The organism is Pseudomonas sp. XP2 (genome assembly GCF_053557975.1).
On the sequence record NZ_JBNRIK010000024.1, the window covers coordinates 47110 to 66978 of the forward strand.

The window sequence follows — 19869 nt, forward strand, 5'->3', positions numbered from 1 at the left end:
ACGCCAGCACATTGACCACCGGTGGGCCGATCATTGGGTGGAGGGTGGCCTCTTCCTGCAAGGCTTGCAAGCGTTCCACCGGCAGTTGACGCGCCGCCGCCACCCGTGGGATCTGATAGGCCACGGCCTCCGGTGGCAGGTGCGGGTCGAGGCCGCTGCCCGAGGTGGTCAACAACGCCTGCGGCACCGGCCCCTGCTGCGCCTGGTACAGGCTAGCCGCCTCCCCTTTGACCCGCTCGGCCAGCGCCGGGTTGCTAGGCGAAAGGTTGCTGGCACTGCTGGCCACCGTGGCAAAAGCGCCTGCCGAAGGCCGCGCATGGAACCAGCCATCCCCCTTGAAATCCTGCGCGATCAACGCCGAACCGCGCACCTGGCCCTGGTCATCCCGCACCAGGCTGCCATTGGCCTGTTCCGGAAAAACAACCTGGGCGATGCCGGTTACTGCCAGCGGATACAGTGCGCCGGTCACCAGCGTCATCAACAGGGCCAGGCTTAAAGCCGGGCGTACATAAGCATTCATGGCGGCCTCCTCAGACCAGGTTCAGGGCATTGAGCAGCAGGTCGATCAGCTTGATCCCGGCAAACGGCACCACAATGCCGCCCAGCCCGTAGATCAGCAGGTTGCGCCGCAACAGGTGCGCCGCACTGGCCGCCTGCACGCGTACGCCACGCAACGCCAGCGGGATCAGCACGATGATGATCAGTGCATTGAACACGATGGCCGACAGGATCGCGCTCTGCGGACTGGCCAGCTGCATCAGGTTGAGCACGCCCAACTGTGGGTAGATGGCGGCGAACAGCGCTGGCAGGATGGCGAAGTACTTGGCCACGTCGTTGGCAATGGAGAACGTGGTCAGCGCACCACGGGTCACCAGCAATTCCTTGCCCACCTGCACCACATCCAGCAGTTTGGTCGGGTCGCTGTCCAGGTCGACCATGTTGGCCGCCTCGCGCGCGGCCTGGGTGCCGTCGTTCATGGCCATACCCACATCGGCCTGGGCCAGTGCCGGGGCGTCGTTGGCGCCGTCGCCGCACATGGCCACCAGGCGGCCGTCGTTCTGCTCCTGGCGGATACGCGCCAGCTTCTTCTCGGGGGTGGCCTCTGCCAATACGTCATCCACGCCCGCTTCTGCGGCGATGGCGGCGGCAGTCAACGGGTTGTCGCCGGTCACCATCACCGTGCGGATGCCCAGCTTGCGCAGCTCGGCGAAGCGCTCGCGGATGCCGGGCTTTACCACATCCTTGAGGTGGATCACGCCAAGCAGGCGCTTGTCGATACACACCAGCAGCGGCGTACCACCGCTCTGGGCAATCCGCTCCACTTCGCGGGCCAACGCCGGGGGCATTTCCAGGCGTTGCATGCCGACAAATGCCAGCACGGCATCGACGGCACCCTTGCGGTAGCGGTGCTGCTGGTAGTCGATGCCTGACAGGCGTGTCTCGGCACTGAAGGCCACAGCGTCGAACTGCCCGGCCGCCGGTTCGACAAACTCATGGAGCTGGCGCAGGTATTCGACAATCGACTTGCCTTCGGCGGTGTCGTCGGCCAGAGAGGCCAGCAAGGCGCCCTCACCCAATTCGCGAGCGGTGATACCTGGCGCAGCATGCAGCGCGCTGCAGCGGCGGTTGCCGAAGGTGATGGTGCCGGTCTTGTCGAGCATCAGTGTATGCACGTCACCGGCGGCCTCGACCGCGCGACCCGAGCGGGCGATGACGTTCAGCCGCACCAGCCGGTCCATACCGGCAATGCCGATGGCCGACAGCAGGCCGCCGATGGTGGTGGGAATCAGCGTCACCAGCAGCGCGGCCAGGAAGATCAACGGCAGGCTGCCACCCGCAAAGTGGGCGAACGGCTGCAAAGTCACCACCACGATCAGGAAGATCAGCGTCAGGCCGATCAGCAGGATGTCGAGGGCGATCTCGTTGGGGGTCTTTTGCCGCTTGGCACCTTCGACCAGGGCAATCATGCGGTCCAGGGTCGACTCGCCCGGGTTGCTGGTAATGCGGATCAGCAGCCAGTCGGAGACCAGCCGCGTATTGCCGGTCACCGCCGAGCGGTCGCCGCCGGACTCGCGGATCACGGGGGCGGACTCGCCGGTAATGGCGGCCTCGTTGACGGCCGCGATGCCTTCAAGCACCTCGCCGTCACCGGGGATCATCTCGCCGGCGACCACGCGCACAACGTCGTCCTTGCGCAGCGCGCTGGCAGCAACCGTCTCGTAACTGCCATCCCGCTGGCGACGCTGGGCAGTCAGGCCTTGGCTACCGGCCTTGAGGCTGTCGGCGCGGGCCTTGCCACGGCCTTCGGCCAGGGCCTCGGCGAAGTTGGCGAACAGCACGGTAAACCACAGCCACAGTGCGATCTGCACGGCAACACCCGTGCTCACGCCATTGCCAGGGGCGAAGCACAGTACGGTGGTGAGCACTGCGGTCAGGGCCACCACCAGCATCACCGGCGAGCGCTTGAGCTGGCGCGGGTCGAGTTTGACAAACGCCTGCACCAGCGCCGGGCGCCACAGCGCGGCAAAGCGCGTCTGGTCCTTGGCAGTGTGCCGGGTATTCACTTCAGGAATGGGCATGTTCATGATCGGTCCTCAAAAACCCAGGCTCAGGTGTTCGGCGATTGGCCCAAGGGCCAGGGTCGGCAGGAAGGTCAGGCCGCCGACCAGCAAGATGGTCACCAGCAGCAGGCCGGTGAACAGCGGGCCGTGGGTGGGGAAGCTGTTTTGCCCCTGTGGCGCACTCTTCTTGGCCGCCAGGCTGCCGGCCAGGGCCAGGATTGGCAGGATGTAGCCGAAGCGGCCAATGAGCATGGCCAGGCCGATCATCAGGTTGTGGTACACCGTGTTGGCACCGAAACCGGCGAAGGCCGAGCCATTGTTGGCAGTGCCCGAGGTGTAGGCGTACAGCAGTTGGCTGAAACCGTGCGCCCCCGGGTTGCTGACCGCCCCCGCCGGGCCTGGCAGGCTGGCGGCAATGGCGCCGAGTATCAGGACGCCGACCGGCATCACCAGCAGGGTCGCCACCAGCAACTGCACCTCACGGGCCTGCAGCTTTTTACCCAGGTACTCCGGGGTGCGGCCAATCATCAGCCCGGCCAGGAATACCGCGATCAGGACGAACAGCAGCATCCCGTAGAGACCCGCGCCGACGCCGCCGAATATCACCTCGCCGACCATCATGTTGACCATCGCCACCATGCCGGTCAGCGGGTTCAGGCTGTCGTGCATGGCATTGACCGAACCGTTGGAGGCCGCGGTGGTAGTGACCGTCCACAGCACCGAACCGGTGGTGCCGAAGCGGCTTTCCTTGCCCTCCAGGGGTGCAGTCTGCTGCACCTGTGGGCTCTGCAGCGCCGGGTTGGGTTGATGCTCGGACCACAACGCCGTGCTGCCACCGATCAGGAACAGGGCAAGCATGCAGGCCAGGATGGCGCGGCTCTGGCGCAAGTCCTTCACGTAGTGGCCGAAGGTGAACACCAGGGCCACCGGAATGAGAATGATCGAAGCCACCTCGAACAGGTTGCTCCAGGCCGTAGGGTTTTCGAACGGATGCGCCGAGTTGACGCCGAAGAAGCCGCCGCCATTGGTACCCAATTGCTTGATAGCGATCTGGCTGGCGGCCGGGCCCAGTGGAATGGTCTGGTCAGTACCTTGCAAGGTCAGCGCATGGGCATAGTCGGCAAAGGTCTGCGGTACGCCCTGCCAGACCAGCAACAGCGCCAGCAGCACGCACAGCGGCAGCAAGCCGTAGAGGGTGGCACGGGTCATGTCGACCCAGAAGTTGCCCAGCGTCGACGCGCTGCGCCGGGCAATGCCACGGCACAGCGCCACCAGCACGGCCAGGCCGGTGGCAGCACTGACAAAGTTCTGCACGGTCAGGCCGAGCATCTGGCTGAGGTAGCTGACCGACGCTTCACCGCTGTAGGCCTGCCAGTTGGTGTTGGTCACGAAACTGACGGCGGTGTTGAACGCCAGCGACCATTCCTGGCCTGGCAGGTGCTGCGGGTTGAGCGGCAGGTACCCCTGCAACAGCAGCACGGCGAACAGCAGCAGGAACCCGACCAGGTTGAAGGCCAGCAGGGCCAGGGTGTACTGCCGCCAGTTCTGCTCCTGGATGGCGTTCACGCCCGCCAGCCGGTAGCAGGCTTGCTCGACCGGGCCGAGTAGCGGCGACAGCCAGGTGCGCTGGCCTTCCATGACCTTGAAGTAGAACCGCCCAAGCCAGGGTGCGGGTAGCAGCACGATGGCAAAGAACGCCAGGAGCAAGGCGAAATCGTAACTGTGCATGGCCGCTCCCTAGCTGCGATCGGCGCGCAGCAGCGCCACCAGCAGATAAAACGCCAAGGCCACTGCCAGCAGCAGTGACAGCCCGTCGAGCATGTTCATGTGTGGATCTCCCCGTGGTACGGCTTGGGCCGCTTTGGGGAAATTGTCCGAGGGAGGGGCGTAAAGGGGCGAGATCGGGGGATGGGCGTGGGGATAAAGAATGCGTAAAGATCAGCGCTGGGTCTGCCTGTAACGGCCTCTTCGCGGGCACGCCCGCAAAGAGGCCGGCGCGGACTTACTGTTGTGGCGGCTGTTGCGCCGCGTTACGGCTCCAGTCCAGCAGCAGGCTGTAACCTACCGCCAGCAAGGTCGGGCCGATGAACAGGCCAATGAAGCCAAAGGCAAGCAAGCCTCCGAATACGCCCAGCAGCACGATCACCAGCGGCAGGTTGCCGCCACGGCTGATCAGGTAGGGCTTGAGCACGTTGTCCACGCCGCTGATGACGAAGGTGCCCCAGATACCCAGGAACACCGCCATGCCGTATTCGCCCTTCCACACCAGCCAGGCAGTGGCCGGGATCCAGGCCAGTGGCGGGCCCATGGGGATCAGGCTGAGCATGAAGGTCACCAGGCCCAGCACGATCGCGCCGGGTACCCCCGCGATCAGAAAGCCGATCAGCGCCAGCGCGGCCTGCGCAGCCGCCGTGCCGATTACCCCGTTGACCACCCGCTGAACGGTACCGGCTACCAGTTCCAGGTAATACTCGGCGCGCTCGCCCACCAGGCGGTGCAGCAAGCGCAGCACGAATGCTGCCAGGCGCGGCCCGTCGCGGTAGAAGAAGAACACGAACACCAGGCTCAGGGTCAGTTCCAGCACGCCGCTGCCAATCTGCGCACTGCGCGCCAGCAACCAGTTGCCCACTTGCCCGAAGTAGGGCTTGGCCGAGGCCAGCAGGGCTGCGCCCTGCTGGTCCAGGGATTGCCACCCGTTGACCAGGCGCTCGCCCACAAATGGAATGCCACCCAGCCAGGCCGGCGCATCGGGCAGCCCGTCGACCTGCACGTCACGCACAAACGCCGTAGCATCGCGAATATGATCGGCCAGGTTGAACCCCAGCCACACCAGCGGCAGTGCCACGATCAGTATCCAGGCCGTGGTCAGCAGGCTGGCCGCCAGGGTTTCACGGCCGCCCAGCACACGCGTCAGCAAGCGCATCAACGGCCAGCTGGCAAAAGCCAGGATAGCCCCCCACAGCAATGCAGAAATGAACGGTGCCATCACCCAAAGGCCGGCACCCAGCAAGGCCAGCAGCAGAATCTGGATCAGCAGGCGGTCATTGTTAACCATGGTGGCGCTCGTTCAACGGATCAATTCAAGGTGCAGGCCATCGGTGGGTGCGCTGCCGACTTCAAGGCGGCCATTGCGTACGCCTGCCTTGACCAGCGCCTCACGCCAGGCTTCAGCCTGGGCGCCGCTTAGGCTGGCGCGCAAGGTGCTGTCGAGGTTCAGGCTGCGGGCCAGCAGGTTCACCCAGGCGTCTTGCGGCGCCGCAAGGTCAGGGTAGTCGAGCTTGCCGGTGTCGCGCATTTCGCGCAGCACCGTGGCGGCGGTTGGCAGAAGCTCGCCCAGCGGGCTGGCGGCGACGAACTCCTCCACATGCAGGTAGGCGCGGCGGTTGCCGCGGGTAACGCTGTACAGCGCGACCAGCGTGTCGGCCTCGGCTGCCGAGCGGCGTAGCAGGATGAACGCCTGCTGCTCGTCACCACCGTTGAGGCGGGCATTGGCGAACACATCGTTGCCCCACAGGCTGGCCTCGCCGCAATCGCGACCCTGGCACCAGAACAATGGGTAACCCCCATCACGCTGCAGTGCTTCGCGGGCACTGGTGAAGGCTTCACGGGCTGTACGTTCGACCGGCAGTTCGTAGGTGACCGAGCTGACCTGCCCCCGGCTCTCGACTTTGTTATCGACCCGCAGACGACCGCTGATCTTGCGCAGCGGGCCCATGGGGTAGACGCGTTCCTGCTCCACGGCCGGGCGCTGGTCAACAACCTTTGCGTCCACCGGCACCGGCAGGCTGCCGGCCCACAATACCGGGCTGGCAAGCGCCAGGCAGGCGACGACAGCATTACGGATGGCAACAGGCGCGCTCATTGGCGAACCAGGCGGCGCGCGGCGCCGAAATGAAGCTCCAGGATGTCTGGCAGTTGCATGGTTGTCTCCCTGTTCAACCCGCCAAGCCTCGACACTTGTCCGGTGCAAGTCAAGCAAAGCCAAAGAAGCGATTGATACAGTCTGCGACAAGGGCCGCGCCCTGCTGGTCATTCAGGTGCAGGTGATGGCCACCGGGCAGCGTCGCCTGCTCAAAGGGTAGCTGCTCCAGCAACGCGGCGTGGCGCGCCAGCATACCTTCAGCGGCCACCACCAACAGCGCCGGGCAACGCACCCGGCGCACATGGGCCATGGCCTGGGCTTCACTCAGGCGCACCGGCGATGGCAGGGTGAGGCGGCTGTCACTGCGCCAGCTGTAACCCCCGGGCACTGGCATCAGGCCACGTTGCGCCAGCAATTCGGCAGCCTCACGGCTGACCGCGACCATGCCTTTCATCCGGGCATGCACGCCTTCTTCCAGGGTGGCGTACACCGACTTGCGTTTGCCATCCAGCCGCAGCTGGGCTTGCAGGGCCATCCCTAACCGTTCGCCAGCGTCCTGCTCGGCACCGGTTGGCGGGATGACCCCGTCGATCAGCGCCAGGTGGCTGACCCGGTCGGGCAAGGCGCCGGCCAGTTGTACGGAAATGATTGCGCCCAGCGAATGGCCTAGCAAGCCGAAACGCTGCCAACCCAGCTGCTCGGCAACCCGCAGCACGTCGTGGGCATAGTCGGCCAAGGCATAGCCGGCGCCAGGCGGGCGATGCTCCGAGTAACCGTGCCCGGCCAGGTCCAGGGCGACGATCCGCACGCCCTTCAGTTGCGGCGCCAGGCGGGCGAAGCTATTGGCGTTATCCAGCCAGCCATGCAGGGCAATCACCGGCAGCCCGTCTTCGGGGCCGAACAGGTGAGCCGCCAGTTCGATATGGCCCAGGCTCAGACGGACTTCCTCCACCTGCGCGCTCATACCTGGCTCCAGCGGTCGAACAGGCCCTTGATCAGGCTGGCGGTGTCGGTCGGGCGCTCCAACGGGAACATGTGCCCGCCGGGCACACTGTGATATTCGCCTTTGGGCATGCCGCGCACCGCCAGGGTGTGGTGACGGCGAATGACGTTGCTGCGCTGGCCGCGCACCATGGCCAGCGGCACCTGCAACTGCCGGGCAGGCGCGGGGCTGGTGTGCGGGATGCTGCGGTAGATACTGATTTCGGTGGCGGGATCGAAGCGCAATTGCAGTCCCTGCTCCATCGCCTGCAAGCCATGTTCGACATAGGCTTCAAGGCAGTCTGGGTCAAAATGGCGAAACAGTGATTTGCCGGCAAAGTAGTCCCGGGCACTGTCGCGGTCACTAAAGACTTCGCGTCGCCCCAGCGTGCGCCCGGCGGGCGTGATGCGGTCAATGAAGCCAAAACGCTTGGCGGTGCGCAGCAGCCACTGGTCAGCACGGGTAAGCACCGGCGAGTCGAGCATTACCACCCCGCGGTAGTACTCAGGACGACGCAATGCAGCGTGCAGGTGCAACACCCCGCCCAGCGAGTGCCCGACCCCCCAGATGGGCTGGTCCTGCTGTGCCAGGTGATGCAGCAGTTCATCGACCAGGCTCTGCCAGTTGTCGTCTACCGGAAAGCGCGGATCGTGCCCATGCTGGGCCAGGTGCTGCACCTGGTAGTCCGGCGCCAGGGCAGCGAACAGCTTGCCATACGTGGCCGAAGGGAAACCGTTGGCATGAGCGAAGAAGATCTGCTGCGACATGGCGCCTGGTCCAGACGGAAGATGATGGCTCATTGTCGGCATCGGGACGCCATTGAGCAACATCCGGAAAGGTCATCGACGAGGGCTATCAGGTCACGCCGAGCGGTCAAAGCTGGCCAGAGACCGGCGCAAGCAGGCCTGCATGTAGGCCAACTGGCTTTCCAACGCCTCACGGGCCAGGCGCTGGTCCTGAAAGTCCAGCTGCAGGCGGCGCAACGCCAGACAACTGGTTTGCAGCAGGTGGGAGACTCGCAGGCAGGCGTCCTGAAGCGTGCGCAGGTCTTGCTCGCTTTGCTGCCTGGTAGCAGGTTCCAGCTTGCCGTTGCCGTTGACCTTGTGCAGCAGTTGGTAGAGCTTGGCGTCGGCCGAATCGCGCAGCAGGCTGTACTGGGCAAAGTCCAGCGCAATACCTTGCCCCACTTTGTCTACGGTGGGTTGCAGGTCAAGGGAACTCAACAGCTCCCGCATGTCACCGCTCATCCGTTGCTCCCTGCCTGATTGCTTTGAGGCAACGCTAGCAAGAGGCCATCAAGTGCGACAACTGACAAAAATGCCAGTTGCCTTGTCGATCTGCGGGGGCATCACACCGGTGGGTTGATCGCCCGGAGGGTCATCAGCCCGGCCAGTGGCCAATCCCCTTCCAGCTCCGCCAGGCTGGCAGTGCTCATGGCCGCCGGTTGCTGCTGATGACCATGCTCCAGCGCGCCAACCAAGGTGCCTACCAGCGGCTGGTGGCTGACCAGCAGTACATGCTCCAGGCCCAGCCGTTCGATTTCGCCGATCACCTGCTGCACATCATGCTCTGGCGTCAGCCAGGGCACGGTGCGCACCGGCTCCCTGAAACCCAGCGTGTCATGCACCAGCGCGGCCGTTTGCTGGGCGCGCACGTAGGGGCTGGCGATGATCGCCTGCAACGGCTGCCCCAACAGGCGAGCAGCGCTGTGCAGCACCTGCTCGCGGCCATGGGCGGTCAGGCGGCGCTCGGCATCGGTATTGGCCCGCGGCTCTGCCTCACCGTGGCGCAGCACCCACAGCTTCACAGCTTGGGTTCCTCGTCCCGCACCGGGTGCGGGGCCGGGGCCACGGCATGCGGCGCCTCGCCTTCCGGAGCACGCGGTGCTGGCCAGTCGGCAAACGGCCAGGGCTTCTGCTCAGTGTGGAAGCTGCCATAGCGGCCGATCTGCGCCAGGTATTGGCTCAGGCTGTCGCCGAAGTTCATCAGGCTGGCGCTGGGCGCGCCATACACCAGGCGGTAGATCAGTTGCACCAGCACCAGGCCGCCGAGCAGCAATTCGGCCAGTTGCCAGACTACCAGGAACACCAGCATCCACAGGACCCGCAGGATGATCGACTCACGCTGGGCGCGTTCGGGCGTATCGTTCATGTGTTGCTCCTTGCTCGTGTCAGAGCCGCCAAGGGCTCAGTTGAAACCGCTGATGGAAATGAAATCGACATCGGTCTTGGGCTCGGCGCGCATCAGGTGCTCGATCACCTGGTTCAACGTGCGGCCTTCGAACAGGATGGCATGCAGGCCGGCCACCAGCGGCATGTACACCTGCACCTCCTGCGCCTTGGCCTTGAGCACCTTGAGGGTGTTGACGCCTTCGGCCACTTCGCCCAGGCGGTTGACCGCCTGCTCCAGGCTCAGGCCCTGACCCAGCGCATGGCCCACCTGGTAGTTGCGGCTCTTGGGCGAGGAGCAGGTGACGATCAGGTCACCCACACCGGCCAGGCCAAGGAAGGTCATGGGGTTGGCACCCTGGCTGACGGCAAAGCGGGTCATCTCGGCCAAGGCCCGGGTAATCAGCATGCTCTTGGTGTTCTCGCCCATGCCCAAGGCCACGGCCATGCCCGCGATAATGGCATAGACGTTTTTCAGCGCCCCGCCCAGCTCGACGCCGAAGCGGTCGGCGCTGGCGTAGACACGGAAGGTGCGCCCATGCAGTACGGCCTGCACTTGCTGGCAGAGCTGTTCGTCCTCACTGGCGACCACCGTGGCAGTCAGCGCATGTTCGGCGATCTCGCGGGCCAGGTTGGGGCCCGACAGCACGCCGATGCGGGCATCGGGGGCGATCTCTTCAAGGATCTGGCTCATCAGTTTGAAGCTTTGCGCCTCGATCCCCTTGGTCAGGCTGACCAGGCCCTTGCCCCGCAACAGCTCGGCGTGGGGCGCCAGCACACTGCGCAAGGCGCTGGATGGCAGGGCGACAAAAATCAACGCGCTGGCCTGCAAGGTGCCCAGCAGGTCGTTGACCGGCTCCACGCCATCATGCAGGCGGATGCCCTTGAGGTAGCGCGGGTTTTCGCGGTTGACGCGCATGGCCTCGGCCTGCGCCGGGTCGCGCATCCATTGGCGCACCGGCACACCGTTTTGCGCCAGCAGGTTCGCCACGGCGGTGCCGAAGCTGCCGCCTCCCAGAACTGCAACAGGTTGCTGTTCAGTCATATCCAATCCGTTAAAGCCAAAAGTTAAGTGGCGACCCCGTCATTATACGGCTCGCCTGCCTTGCGCCAAGGCCAGCAACGCAGATGACACTGTCATGGCCACGTTGCAACCCCTGTAGGCGCGAGCTGGCTCACGATGCGCCGCCCGGGCGGCGCTCGATTTTCGCCCCCATAAAAGCGTCAGGACAGACACGCTGCAAAACCGCCGCAGATCACTGGAAAATACGCCAAGGTCAGTTACCATGCCTGTTCCGTTCCTGATACAAGGCCCCCCCGTGTTCCCTGGCACGCCCCCGTTCCCGCGCCTGCTGATACTGACTGCCTTGCTCGGTGGCCCGGCCATGGGCGACGACCTGTTCATCGACAACAGTGACCTGCCGCAGGTTCTGACCGCCACGCGCCTGAAACAATCCCCGGCGGCAGTCCCGGGCAGCATGACCGTGCTCGACAGCGAACTGATCCGCGCCAGCGGCGCACGTGACATCCCCGAACTGCTGCGCCTGGTACCGGGCATGATGATCGGCTACGGTGCCGGCAACCAGCCGACGGTCAACTACCACGGCAGCAACGCCAGCGAAGCACGGCGCATGCAGGTGCTGATCGATGGCCGCTCGGTGTACCGTGCAGGCCTGGCCACGGTGGACTGGAGCGACATCCCCCTGGCCATGGAAGACATCGAGCGCATCGAGGTGTTCCGCGGCCCCAACACGGTCAGCTACGGCGCCAACGCGCTGATGGCGGTGGTCAACATTCTCACCCGCAACCCTGCCGACAGCCACGGCACACGGCTGAAGGTGACCCGAGGTGAGGACGGCATCAATGACTTCTATGCCAGCCACGGCTTCGGCTGGGAGGGCGGCGACATGCGCCTGTCACTGTCGGGCCAGCAGGACGACGGTTTCGACCACGACCCGTTCGGCCAGGATTACCGGGACAGCCGCCGGCTGACCCGTTTCAACCTCAGTGCCAGCCACAATCTGTCGCTGAACCAGACCCTGGAATGGCAACTGGCGGCAAAAGAAGGCAGCAACCAGCGGCCTTACACCTACCAACCTGTCTTCCCCTACGTCACCCAGCGCGGCGACAATGCCGACGTCAATGCCAAGGACTACGCAGGGTCGGTACGCTGGAACATCGATTTCAACCCCGATCACAGCCTGTATGTGCAGGGTTCTGCCCAACACTTTGACCGCCAACAGGTCTGGCGGGCCTGTGATGCCGCGTTGTCGTTCAGCCCCGAACTGACCCGGCTGTGGCAGATGAACCCCAACTACGCCGAGCTGGTGGCACGCGGTGCCAACAACCCGCCGCCCAGCAACAACCCTGCTGAACAAGCGCTGGTCGATGCCATCAAGGATCAGTGGAACAACCAGGGCGGCAGCAGTGCGGTGTGCGGCGATGTCGACCAGAGCACGCGCGAAACCCGCTATGACCTGGAAATCCAGGACACCCTCAGCCTCACCGACAGCCTGCGCCTGCTCAGTGGGGTGAACTACCGCTATGATCGTGCCGACTCGCAGACTTACTTCAACGGCAGCATCGATGACCAGACCTGGCGCCTGTTCGGCCAGCTGGAATGGCGCGCCGACGAGCACTGGATCTTGCAGGGCGGGGCCATGCTCGAAGATTCGCGTCTGTCGGGCAGTTCGCTGACGCCGCGCGTAGCGGTCAACTACCTGATCACCCCGCGCCACGGCCTGCGCGCAGTGTATTCCGAGGCGGTGCGCTCGCCCGACATGTTCGAGAACAACATCAACTGGAGCTACACGGTCAAAAACCTCAGCCGCGACGTGTTCGGCCAGCAGCACGGCGAGTATTTCGTCAAGACCCGCGGCCCGGGCGACCTCGACCAGGAGCGCATGCGCTCGCGCGAACTGGGCTACAACGGCTACTTCAGCGACATCGACCTGAGCATGGATGTGAAGCTGTTCTATGACGAGATCACCGGCATGATCAGCGAGCCCCTGAAGAACAACCAGTACATCGCCAGCAACGCCAACAAGGCCCGGTTCAGCGGCAGCGAGACGCAACTGGACTGGCGCCCCACCCTGCGTGACCGCCTGCGCCTGACCTATGCCTATGTCGATGCCTGGGCCAGCAACCCCGACGACCGCCGCCTCACCGCCCGCAACAGCGGCTCGGTCGGCTGGATGCGCGAATGGGGCGATGGCTGGTCGAGTGCGCTGTTCTACTACGGTGACGATGCGCTCAACCAGTACCGCTACGAGCGCCTGGACCTGCGCGTGGCCAAACGCTTTCGGGTGCAGGGCAGCAACCTGGAACTGGCGGCGCTCTGGCAGCAGCGCCTGGACGACGAACCGACCACGACCGTGCAGAACCGCTACGACAGCCGCCACCGCCTCAGCTTCAGCGCGGAGCTGGCGTTCTGATGGCCTTGGTGCTGCGCCTGTTGCTGCTGTGCCTGTGGCCCTTGGGGCCGTTGTCCGCCAGCGAAATTCTGCTGGTAGGCGCGCAAGACCAGCCTGGCATCCGCAGTTTCGTCGCCGCACTCGAAAGCCGTCGGCCGGGCGATCATGTGCATTTCCAGACCACAGCCGACCTGCCAAGCCCTGGCAAGCTCAAAACTGGCCAGCGCCTGATTCTGATGGACAATGCCGCCCTGGAATGGCGGCTGGGTGAAAACGCCGGCCCGCCAGCGCTGGCCATGCGCATAAGCCGGGTACAGGCTGAGCAGCGCCTGGGAAAGTCGCGCCCAGCGTTCCTCACCCTGCTGTGGAGTGACCCGCCGTTGGGCCGGCAACTGCGCCTTGCGCGCTACCTGCTGCCGCAGGCACAGCGCATTGGAGTGCTGTACGGCGAGCACAGTGGGTTCCTGCTTGAAGAGCTGCGCCATGCGGCTCGACCGTTAGGCCTGGAGATCATTGCCCAGGCCTGGCCCGACCTGCGTGACAGCCGCCCCCTGCAGCACCTGCTGGGTAACAGTGATGTATTGCTGGGCCTGGATGACCCGGACCTGTACAACTCCAAGACTGCAAAGAACCTGCTGTTGAGCAGTTATGGCCGTCAGATGGCGCTGATCGGCCCGAACGCCGGCTTTGTTCGCGCCGGCGCCTTGGCCAGCACCTACAGCGACCAGGAGGACTGGCTGGCAGTACTTGACCAGTTGCTCGACCAGCCGCCAGGGCGCTGGCCGCGCAGCCTGTACCCGGCACGCTTCGGCGTCAGCGGCAACCAGCAGGTGGCGCGCGCCCTGGGCCTGCAACCGATCGATCCGAACGCCGCCGCCAAGGCCCTGGCAGAAGGAGAGCCCACCCCATGAGCAAAGGCCTGAGCTGGGACATCCACACCCGCACGCAAATCATCAGCCTGGGCCCTGCCCTGCTGCTGACCTTGCTGCTGATCAGCTTCTTCACCTTCGTGCGGATCCAGGACCTGCGCCAGGAGCTTAACCACACCGGGCAACTGATCGCCAACCAGCTGGCCCCAGCCTCGGAGTACGGGGTGATCTCAGGCAACAACGAAGTGCTCGAAGGCCTGATGCGTGCCACCCTCAGTATCCCGCACGTGCGCTTTCTCGAGGTGCAGGACAGCCGCAACCACATCCTTGTGTACGTCGAGCAGTCCGACGAGAGCGCTAACCGCGCGCAACGTGTCGAGGTGTTCCAGGCGCCCATACGCCTGCAGCAAATCCGCCTGGACAGCGACTTCCTGCAGCAGGGCAAGGCCGCCTCACCCGCCATTGGCGATGATTATCTGGGCCGGGTGATCGTCGGCATGTCTGATGACGCCTTCAGCCAACGCCAACAGGAAATCGTGATCAAGGCCGGCATCCTGGCGCTGTTCGCCCTGCTGTTCACCTTTATATTGGCGCGTCGCCTGGCCTTGAGCCTGGCCAAGCCGATCAGCGACATGGGGCATGCGGTCAAGGCAATCCAGCAAGGCGAGTACAACACCCCCTTGCCAGTGGTCGACGACAGCGAACTGGGCCACCTGGCGCGCCACATCAACAACCTGGCCAGCGCCCTGGAGCAGGCCAGTGACGAACAGAAGCAGGCCATTGCCGAGCTGATCCAGGCCCGTGAGGAGGCCGAACAGGCCAACCGTGCCAAATCGGACTTCCTGGCGATGATGAGCCATGAGCTGCGCACCCCGATGAATGGCGTGCTGGGCATGCTGCAATTGCTGGAAACCACGCCACTGAGCAACGAACAGGCCGACTACACCGCAGTGGCCAGCGAATCCACCGGGCATTTGCTGAAAGTCATCAATGACATCCTCGACTTCTCGCGCATCGAGCGCGCCGCGCTGCAACTGGAACACATCGACTTCAACCTCGCCGAGCTGATCACCAGCAGCGTCCAGTCGTTCCAGCACAGCGCCCAGCAGCGCGGCCTGGGCCTGCACCTGCAACTGCCGCCCGGTATCGGGCGACTGCAGGTGAACGGCGACCCCACGCGCATCCGCCAGATCCTGCTGAACCTGATCGGCAACGCCCTGAAATTCACCGAACGCGGGCAAGTGCAGGTGGAGGCGCGCTGGCAGGTACTCGACCGGCAGCTGATCTGGCTGACCTGCAGCGTGCGCGACACCGGTATCGGCATTGACAGCGCCCGCCTGGAGATGATGTTCGTTGCGTTCCAGCAGGCTGACAGCTCGATTTCCCGCCGGTATGGCGGTACCGGGCTAGGGCTGTCCATCGCCCGCACCCTTGCCGAGCGCATGGGCGGCAAGCTGCGCGGTGAAAGCCGTGAAGGCCTGGGTTCCACCTTTACCCTGGAGATGCCGCTGGCCCTCGCCAGCCCTGCCCCCGTCGCGCTGACGACGCCAGCAGCTGCGCCAACCACGGTGTCTGACAACGATCAGGTACTGCTGGTAGAGGACAATCCGGTCAACCAAAGTGTCATCGAAGCCATGCTGCGCAGTCTGGGCCTGGCGGTATGCACGGCCGAAGACGGCCTGGAGGCGGTCGACCTGGTTGGCCGGCAGCGCTTTGCCGCTGTGCTGATGGACTGCCGCCTGCCGCACCTGGATGGCTACGAAGCTACCCGGCGCATACGCCAGCTGCCCAACGGCGCCGGCCTACCGATCATCGCCTTGACCGCCAATGCCTTGCAGGGCGACCGCGAGCGTTGCATGGCCGCCGGCATGGACGACTACCTGAGCAAACCCTTGCGTCGCACCGAACTGCAGCGGGTGCTGCAACGCTGGTTGCCCGGTCAGACAACCGCGACTGGCGATAAATGCTAAAGTGCGGCAGTCTTAAACACTGGACAGGACCTTCATCGGACCTGAAAATAGACGTTTCAGTGCACACCTGTACTTCTTTCGGCAGGTGCGCTGTGACTTTCACCACAACGCAATAGTCTACCTGTAGGCTGCCGTCTCGAAGCCGTTGGTTTTCGGGCCGGCCGGGAAGATTCATCCCCTGCCACAGGGGGTTATTGAGGAGCTCGCATGACCAAACAACACGCCTTTACTCGGGAAGACCTGCTGCGCTGCAGTCGCGGTGAGCTGTTCGGCCCAGGTAATGCGCAACTGCCCGCGCCGAACATGCTGATGGTCGATCGCATCACCCATATCAGCGAAGAAGGCGGCAAGTACGGCAAAGGTGAATTGGTCGCCGAGCTGGATATCACCCCGGACCTGTGGTTCTTCGCCTGCCACTTCGAAGGCGATCCGGTCATGCCGGGCTGCCTGGGCCTCGACGCCATGTGGCAGCTGGTTGGCTTCTTCCTCGGTTGGCAAGGCCTGCCGGGCCGCGGCCGCGCCCTGGGCTCGGGCGAGGTGAAGTTCTTCGGTCAGGTACTGCCCGAAGCCAAGAAAGTCACCTACAACATTCAGATCAAGCGTGTCCTGAAGGGCAAGCTGAACATGGCCATCGCCGATGGCTCGGTCAGCGTCGACGGCCGTGAGATCTACACTGCCGAAGGCCTGCGGGTCGGCGTGTTCACTTCCACTGACAATTTCTAAGGGTTATTCGCATGCGCCGCGTCGTTATCACTGGTCTGGGCATCGTATCGTGCCTGGGCAATGACAAAGCTACCGTCACCGAAAACCTGCGCAACAGCCGTCCGGGTATCCGTTTCAACCCGGATTACAAGGAAATGGGGCTGCGTAGCCAGGTTTCCGGGTCGATCGACCTCAACCTCGAAGAACTGATCGACCGCAAGGTCTACCGCTTCGTCGGCCATGCCGCTGCCTACGCCTACCTGGCAATGCAGGACGCGATCAAGGACGCCGGCCTGACCGAAGAGCAGGTTTCCAGCCCGCGTACTGGCCTGGTGGCTGGCTCCGGCGGCGCCTCGACCCTGAACCAGATGGAAGCGCTGGATACCCTGCGCGAGAAAGGCGTCAAGCGCGTCGGCCCATACCGCGTTACCCGCACCATGGGCAGCACCGTTTCGGCATGCCTGGCCACCCCGTTCAAGATCAAGGGCATCAACTACTCGATCTCGTCGGCTTGCGCCACCTCGGCACACTGCATCGGTACCGCCCTGGAGCAGATCCAGTGGGGCAAGCAGGACATCGTCTTCGCCGGTGGCGGTGAAGAAGAGCACTGGAGCCAGTCGTTCCTGTTCGATGCCATGGGCGCCCTGTCGACCAAGCGCAACGAAACCCCGGAACTGGCCTCTCGCGCCTACGACGCTGACCGTGATGGCTTCGTCATCGCTGGCGGTGGCGGCATGGTGGTGGTCGAGGAGCTGGAACACGCCCTGGCCCGTGGCGCCAAGATCTACGCCGAAATCGTTGGCTACGGCGCTACTTCCGACGGCTACGACATGGTTGCCCCGAGTGGCGAAGGTGCCATCCGCTGCATGCAGCAGGCATTGTCCACCGTCGACACCCCGATCGACTACCTGAACACCCACGGCACCTCGACCCCGGTCGGTGACGTTGCCGAGATCAAGGGCGTTCGCGCAGTATTCGGCGACAAGGCACCGAAGATCAGCTCGACCAAGAGCCTGTCGGGTCACTCGCTGGGCGCTGCTGGCGTGCACGAGGCGATCTACTGCCTGCTGATGATGGAAAACAACTTCATCGCCGGCTCTGCCAACATCGACGAGCTGGACCCGGAGGTCGCTGACCTGCCGATCCTGCGCAAAACCGAAGAAAACGCCAAGATCGACACGGTCATGAGCAACAGCTTCGGCTTCGGCGGCACCAACGCCACCCTGGTGCTCAAGCGCTGGGAAGGCAAGTAAGACGCTGATGCGGTAATCGAAAACGCCCCGACTGGTTCGGGGCGTTTTCATGTGTAGCCCGTACGGGCAACCCCTATTTTTGCCTGGGCAGCACAGCCAGAAAGTTATCGCGGGCTACTTTGTTCGCTACATGCTCAGGCAAAGCATCCAGAAACGGCCTGAACCCGTGCATCTGCTCCCCCAGGCTGCCAAACCGCCCCACCACATCCGACCCCAGCATGAACCGCTCCGGGAACCGCTCGACCAACGCCAGCCATTCCTTGCGCGGCACACCCTTGTCGTCCAGCAGGTAAGGCTGCAACACACTCCACGACAGGTCGACATAGAGGTTCGGGTAATCCTCCAGCAACCGCGTCAGCACCGGCAGTAAAAAGTCCATCTGTGTCTGGTGCCGGTGGATCTCCATGCTGCTGCCGGCGTGCGCCCAGATAAAGCGCGTATGCGGGTGATTGCGCAGCGGCTCTTCGATTTCCGCCAGGTACAGTGGATTGCGCTCGCGCTTGGAGGTGATGTTGGAATGCAGGAGCACCGGCAGGTCACGCTCCGCCGCCAGGTGGTAGATACGCGTCATGGCTTCGTTGTTGGCCCGTGGCGTGTCCCCACTGGTCAGCGCCGTGAGGTCATCGTGGCGGGTGAAGACCTCGCCAATGCCCTGCCACAGCCCTGGGTAAAGATCGAGCATGCGCTCAATATGGCTGACAGCATTCTTGTCCACCGGGTTGAAACCGGTCAGGAACGGATGAAAGCGCTTGCGCTGCTCGACCGGCAACTGCTGCAGGGCTGCGGCCACGTAAGTGTCGGTGGCGCTGTACCAGTAGGCATCGGCGTCGTCACCCGCGTAATAGCGCGGGCGCTTGGGCTCGTCTTCATGCCATTTCTTGGCCACCGGGATGCCGGAAATCATCGACTGCTCGACGCCCGCAGCATCCATCGCCTTAAGCAACGCCGGCATGCCTTCGCTTTCCTGGAAGAAGTCGACGTAGTGCAGGTGAGCATCGCTGTAGCGGTAGTCGCGCGCCAGTGCCGCGTGGCACAAACTGCCAGACAACAACACGCAGGCCAGCGCTCGGGCAATCATGGGCAGCTTCCTTCTCCGGTGATGAAAACAGTAGACCCGCCGGCGATCCAGACGGTTCAGCCACAGCGGGCAAACCGCTATGCTTGAGGCATTTCCACCGCGCCTGGAGCCCACCGCATGAGCAGCCCCCTGATCATCCGCCCACGTGCCGAATCGGTCGAGGGCCAGCCGATCCTGCGCCCGCTGCCGGCAGCCCAGTGCCGTAGCGTCGGCCCATTCGTGTTTTTCGACCACATGCTCGAAACCGACTATGCCCCAGGGCATGGCATGGACATCCGCCAGCACCCGCACATCGGCCTGTCGACCCTGACCTACCTGTTCGAGGGAGCGATCCTGCACAAGGACAGCCTCGGCTCGGAGCAGCGGGTACTCCCCGGCGATGTCAGCTGGATGACGGCTGGCAGCGGCGTGGCCCATGTCGAGCGCACACCCGCAGATGCCCTGGCCCATGGCTCGTGCCTGCACGGCTTGCAAGTGTGGCTAGCCTCGCCACAGGAGCACGAGCAAGGCCCGGCGAGCTACAGCCACTACCCGGCGGCGAGCCTGCCGGTGAGTGACAACCTGGGGGTGCGCATTTGCATGATTGCCGGCACCGGGTTCTGCCTGGCGTCACCGGTGCCGGTGCTCTCCCCCACTCTTTATGCGCATGTCCAGATGCAACCAGCGACGACGCTGCTGATACCGAGTGAGCACGTCCAGCGGGCGCTTTACCTGCTGGATGGCGAGCTGTTGCTGAACGATGAGGACGTGGAGCCTTGCAGCCTGGTGGTGCTGCCAGAGGGCGAGGACATGACGCTGTATGCAGAGGGGGAGTGCCAGCTGGTGCTGATTGGCGGGGCACCACTGGATGGGCCGCGGCGGATGAACTGGAATTTCGTGGCCAGTGACCCGGAACTGATCGAACAAGCCAGGGCGCGGTGGGCTGCGGGGGATTGGCCGGTGGTGCCGGGGGAAACCTCAAGGATCGAGTTGCCCCGGTAAATCTGGGGCTGCTCTGCAGCCCATCGCCGG

At 64.3% G+C, this 19869-nt stretch carries 19 protein-coding genes; 6 read left to right on the forward strand and 13 right to left on the reverse strand.

Going from position 1 to position 19869, the window contains the following annotated elements; genetic code table 11:
- From kdpC to ACK1VC_RS22215, 12 genes are all read right to left on the reverse strand, one after another.
- A partial coding sequence (kdpC, locus tag ACK1VC_RS22160; RefSeq protein WP_449118046.1) for a potassium-transporting ATPase subunit KdpC occupies positions 1–520 on the reverse strand: 520 nt, incomplete at its 3' end.
- A gap of 10 nt (positions 521–530) precedes the next feature.
- Positions 531–2585, reverse strand: a complete 2055-nt coding sequence (kdpB, locus tag ACK1VC_RS22165; RefSeq protein ID WP_016488255.1) for a potassium-transporting ATPase subunit KdpB — start codon at positions 2583–2585, stop codon at positions 531–533.
- 9 nt (positions 2586–2594) lie between these two features.
- Positions 2595–4289 carry a potassium-transporting ATPase subunit KdpA gene (gene kdpA, locus ACK1VC_RS22170; RefSeq protein ID WP_016488256.1) on the reverse strand — a complete coding sequence of 565 codons (1695 nt, stop codon included), beginning with the start codon at positions 4287–4289 and terminating at the stop codon, positions 2595–2597.
- Positions 4290–4298: 9 nt separating this feature from the next.
- Positions 4299–4388: a K(+)-transporting ATPase subunit F gene (gene kdpF / locus ACK1VC_RS22175; RefSeq protein WP_003251485.1), complete on the reverse strand. Its 90-nt coding sequence runs from the start codon at positions 4386–4388 to the stop codon at positions 4299–4301.
- Between the two features lie 175 nt (positions 4389–4563).
- The gene (locus tag ACK1VC_RS22180) at positions 4564–5616 is read right to left on the reverse strand and encodes an AI-2E family transporter (protein ID WP_016488257.1); all 1053 of its coding nucleotides are present in this window, start codon (positions 5614–5616) and stop codon (positions 4564–4566) included.
- 12 nt (positions 5617–5628) lie between these two features.
- Positions 5629–6423, reverse strand: a complete 795-nt coding sequence (locus ACK1VC_RS22185; RefSeq protein WP_016488258.1) for a DUF4892 domain-containing protein — start codon at positions 6421–6423, stop codon at positions 5629–5631.
- A gap of 109 nt (positions 6424–6532) precedes the next feature.
- Positions 6533–7387, reverse strand: coding sequence for an alpha/beta hydrolase (locus ACK1VC_RS22190; protein ID WP_191086811.1), 855 nt, complete (start codon positions 7385–7387; stop codon positions 6533–6535).
- Positions 7384–8172, reverse strand: a complete 789-nt coding sequence (locus ACK1VC_RS22195) for an alpha/beta fold hydrolase (RefSeq protein ID WP_016488260.1) — start codon at positions 8170–8172, stop codon at positions 7384–7386. Before ACK1VC_RS22195 ends, ACK1VC_RS22190 begins: the two co-directional genes overlap by 4 nt.
- 93 nt (positions 8173–8265) lie before the next feature.
- Positions 8266–8652: a hypothetical protein gene (locus ACK1VC_RS22200; protein ID WP_023048239.1), complete on the reverse strand. Its 387-nt coding sequence runs from the start codon at positions 8650–8652 to the stop codon at positions 8266–8268.
- A gap of 101 nt (positions 8653–8753) precedes the next feature.
- Positions 8754–9212: a phosphohistidine phosphatase SixA gene (gene sixA, locus ACK1VC_RS22205; RefSeq protein ID WP_016488262.1), complete on the reverse strand. Its 459-nt coding sequence runs from the start codon at positions 9210–9212 to the stop codon at positions 8754–8756.
- A complete protein-coding gene (locus ACK1VC_RS22210; RefSeq protein ID WP_016498711.1) occupies positions 9209–9556 on the reverse strand; it encodes a DUF4389 domain-containing protein in 348 nt (115 codons plus the stop codon). Before ACK1VC_RS22210 ends, sixA begins: the two co-directional genes overlap by 4 nt.
- Before the next feature lie 36 nt (positions 9557–9592).
- Positions 9593–10618 (reverse strand): NAD(P)H-dependent glycerol-3-phosphate dehydrogenase, encoded by a 1026-nt coding sequence (locus ACK1VC_RS22215; protein WP_096426560.1) that lies wholly within the window; start codon positions 10616–10618, stop codon positions 9593–9595.
- Between the two features lie 241 nt (positions 10619–10859).
- On the opposite strand from ACK1VC_RS22215, the gene ACK1VC_RS22220 reads away from it, so the two are divergent.
- The 5 genes from ACK1VC_RS22220 (at position 10860) to fabB (ending at position 17780) form a co-directional block, all read left to right on the forward strand.
- Positions 10860–13007 carry a TonB-dependent receptor plug domain-containing protein gene (locus ACK1VC_RS22220; RefSeq protein ID WP_023048241.1) on the forward strand — a complete coding sequence of 716 codons (2148 nt, stop codon included), beginning with the start codon at positions 10860–10862 and terminating at the stop codon, positions 13005–13007.
- Entirely contained in the window at positions 13007–13897 is an 891-nt protein-coding gene (locus tag ACK1VC_RS22225) for an ABC transporter substrate-binding protein (protein WP_016488265.1), read from the forward strand. The genes ACK1VC_RS22220 and ACK1VC_RS22225 overlap by 1 nt, the downstream gene beginning before the upstream one ends.
- Complete coding sequence (locus ACK1VC_RS22230; RefSeq protein ID WP_102690178.1) at positions 13894–15825, forward strand: ATP-binding protein; 1932 nt, start codon at positions 13894–13896, stop codon at positions 15823–15825. The genes ACK1VC_RS22225 and ACK1VC_RS22230 overlap by 4 nt, the downstream gene beginning before the upstream one ends.
- Before the next feature lie 207 nt (positions 15826–16032).
- A complete protein-coding gene (gene fabA, locus ACK1VC_RS22235) occupies positions 16033–16548 on the forward strand; it encodes a 3-hydroxyacyl-[acyl-carrier-protein] dehydratase FabA (protein ID WP_016488267.1) in 516 nt (171 codons plus the stop codon).
- Positions 16549–16559: 11 nt separating this feature from the next.
- Positions 16560–17780 carry a beta-ketoacyl-ACP synthase I gene (gene fabB, locus ACK1VC_RS22240; protein WP_016488268.1) on the forward strand — a complete coding sequence of 407 codons (1221 nt, stop codon included), beginning with the start codon at positions 16560–16562 and terminating at the stop codon, positions 17778–17780.
- A 73-nt stretch (positions 17781–17853) separates the two neighbouring features.
- Here fabB and ACK1VC_RS22245 read toward each other — a convergent pair whose 3' ends face one another.
- Positions 17854–18858, reverse strand: coding sequence for an amidohydrolase family protein (locus ACK1VC_RS22245; RefSeq protein WP_016488269.1), 1005 nt, complete (start codon positions 18856–18858; stop codon positions 17854–17856).
- 117 nt (positions 18859–18975) lie between these two features.
- Between ACK1VC_RS22245 and ACK1VC_RS22250 the strand changes: the two genes are divergently transcribed.
- Entirely contained in the window at positions 18976–19839 is an 864-nt protein-coding gene (locus ACK1VC_RS22250; protein ID WP_060516953.1) for a pirin family protein, read from the forward strand.
- The last annotated feature ends 30 nt before the right edge of the window (positions 19840–19869 follow it).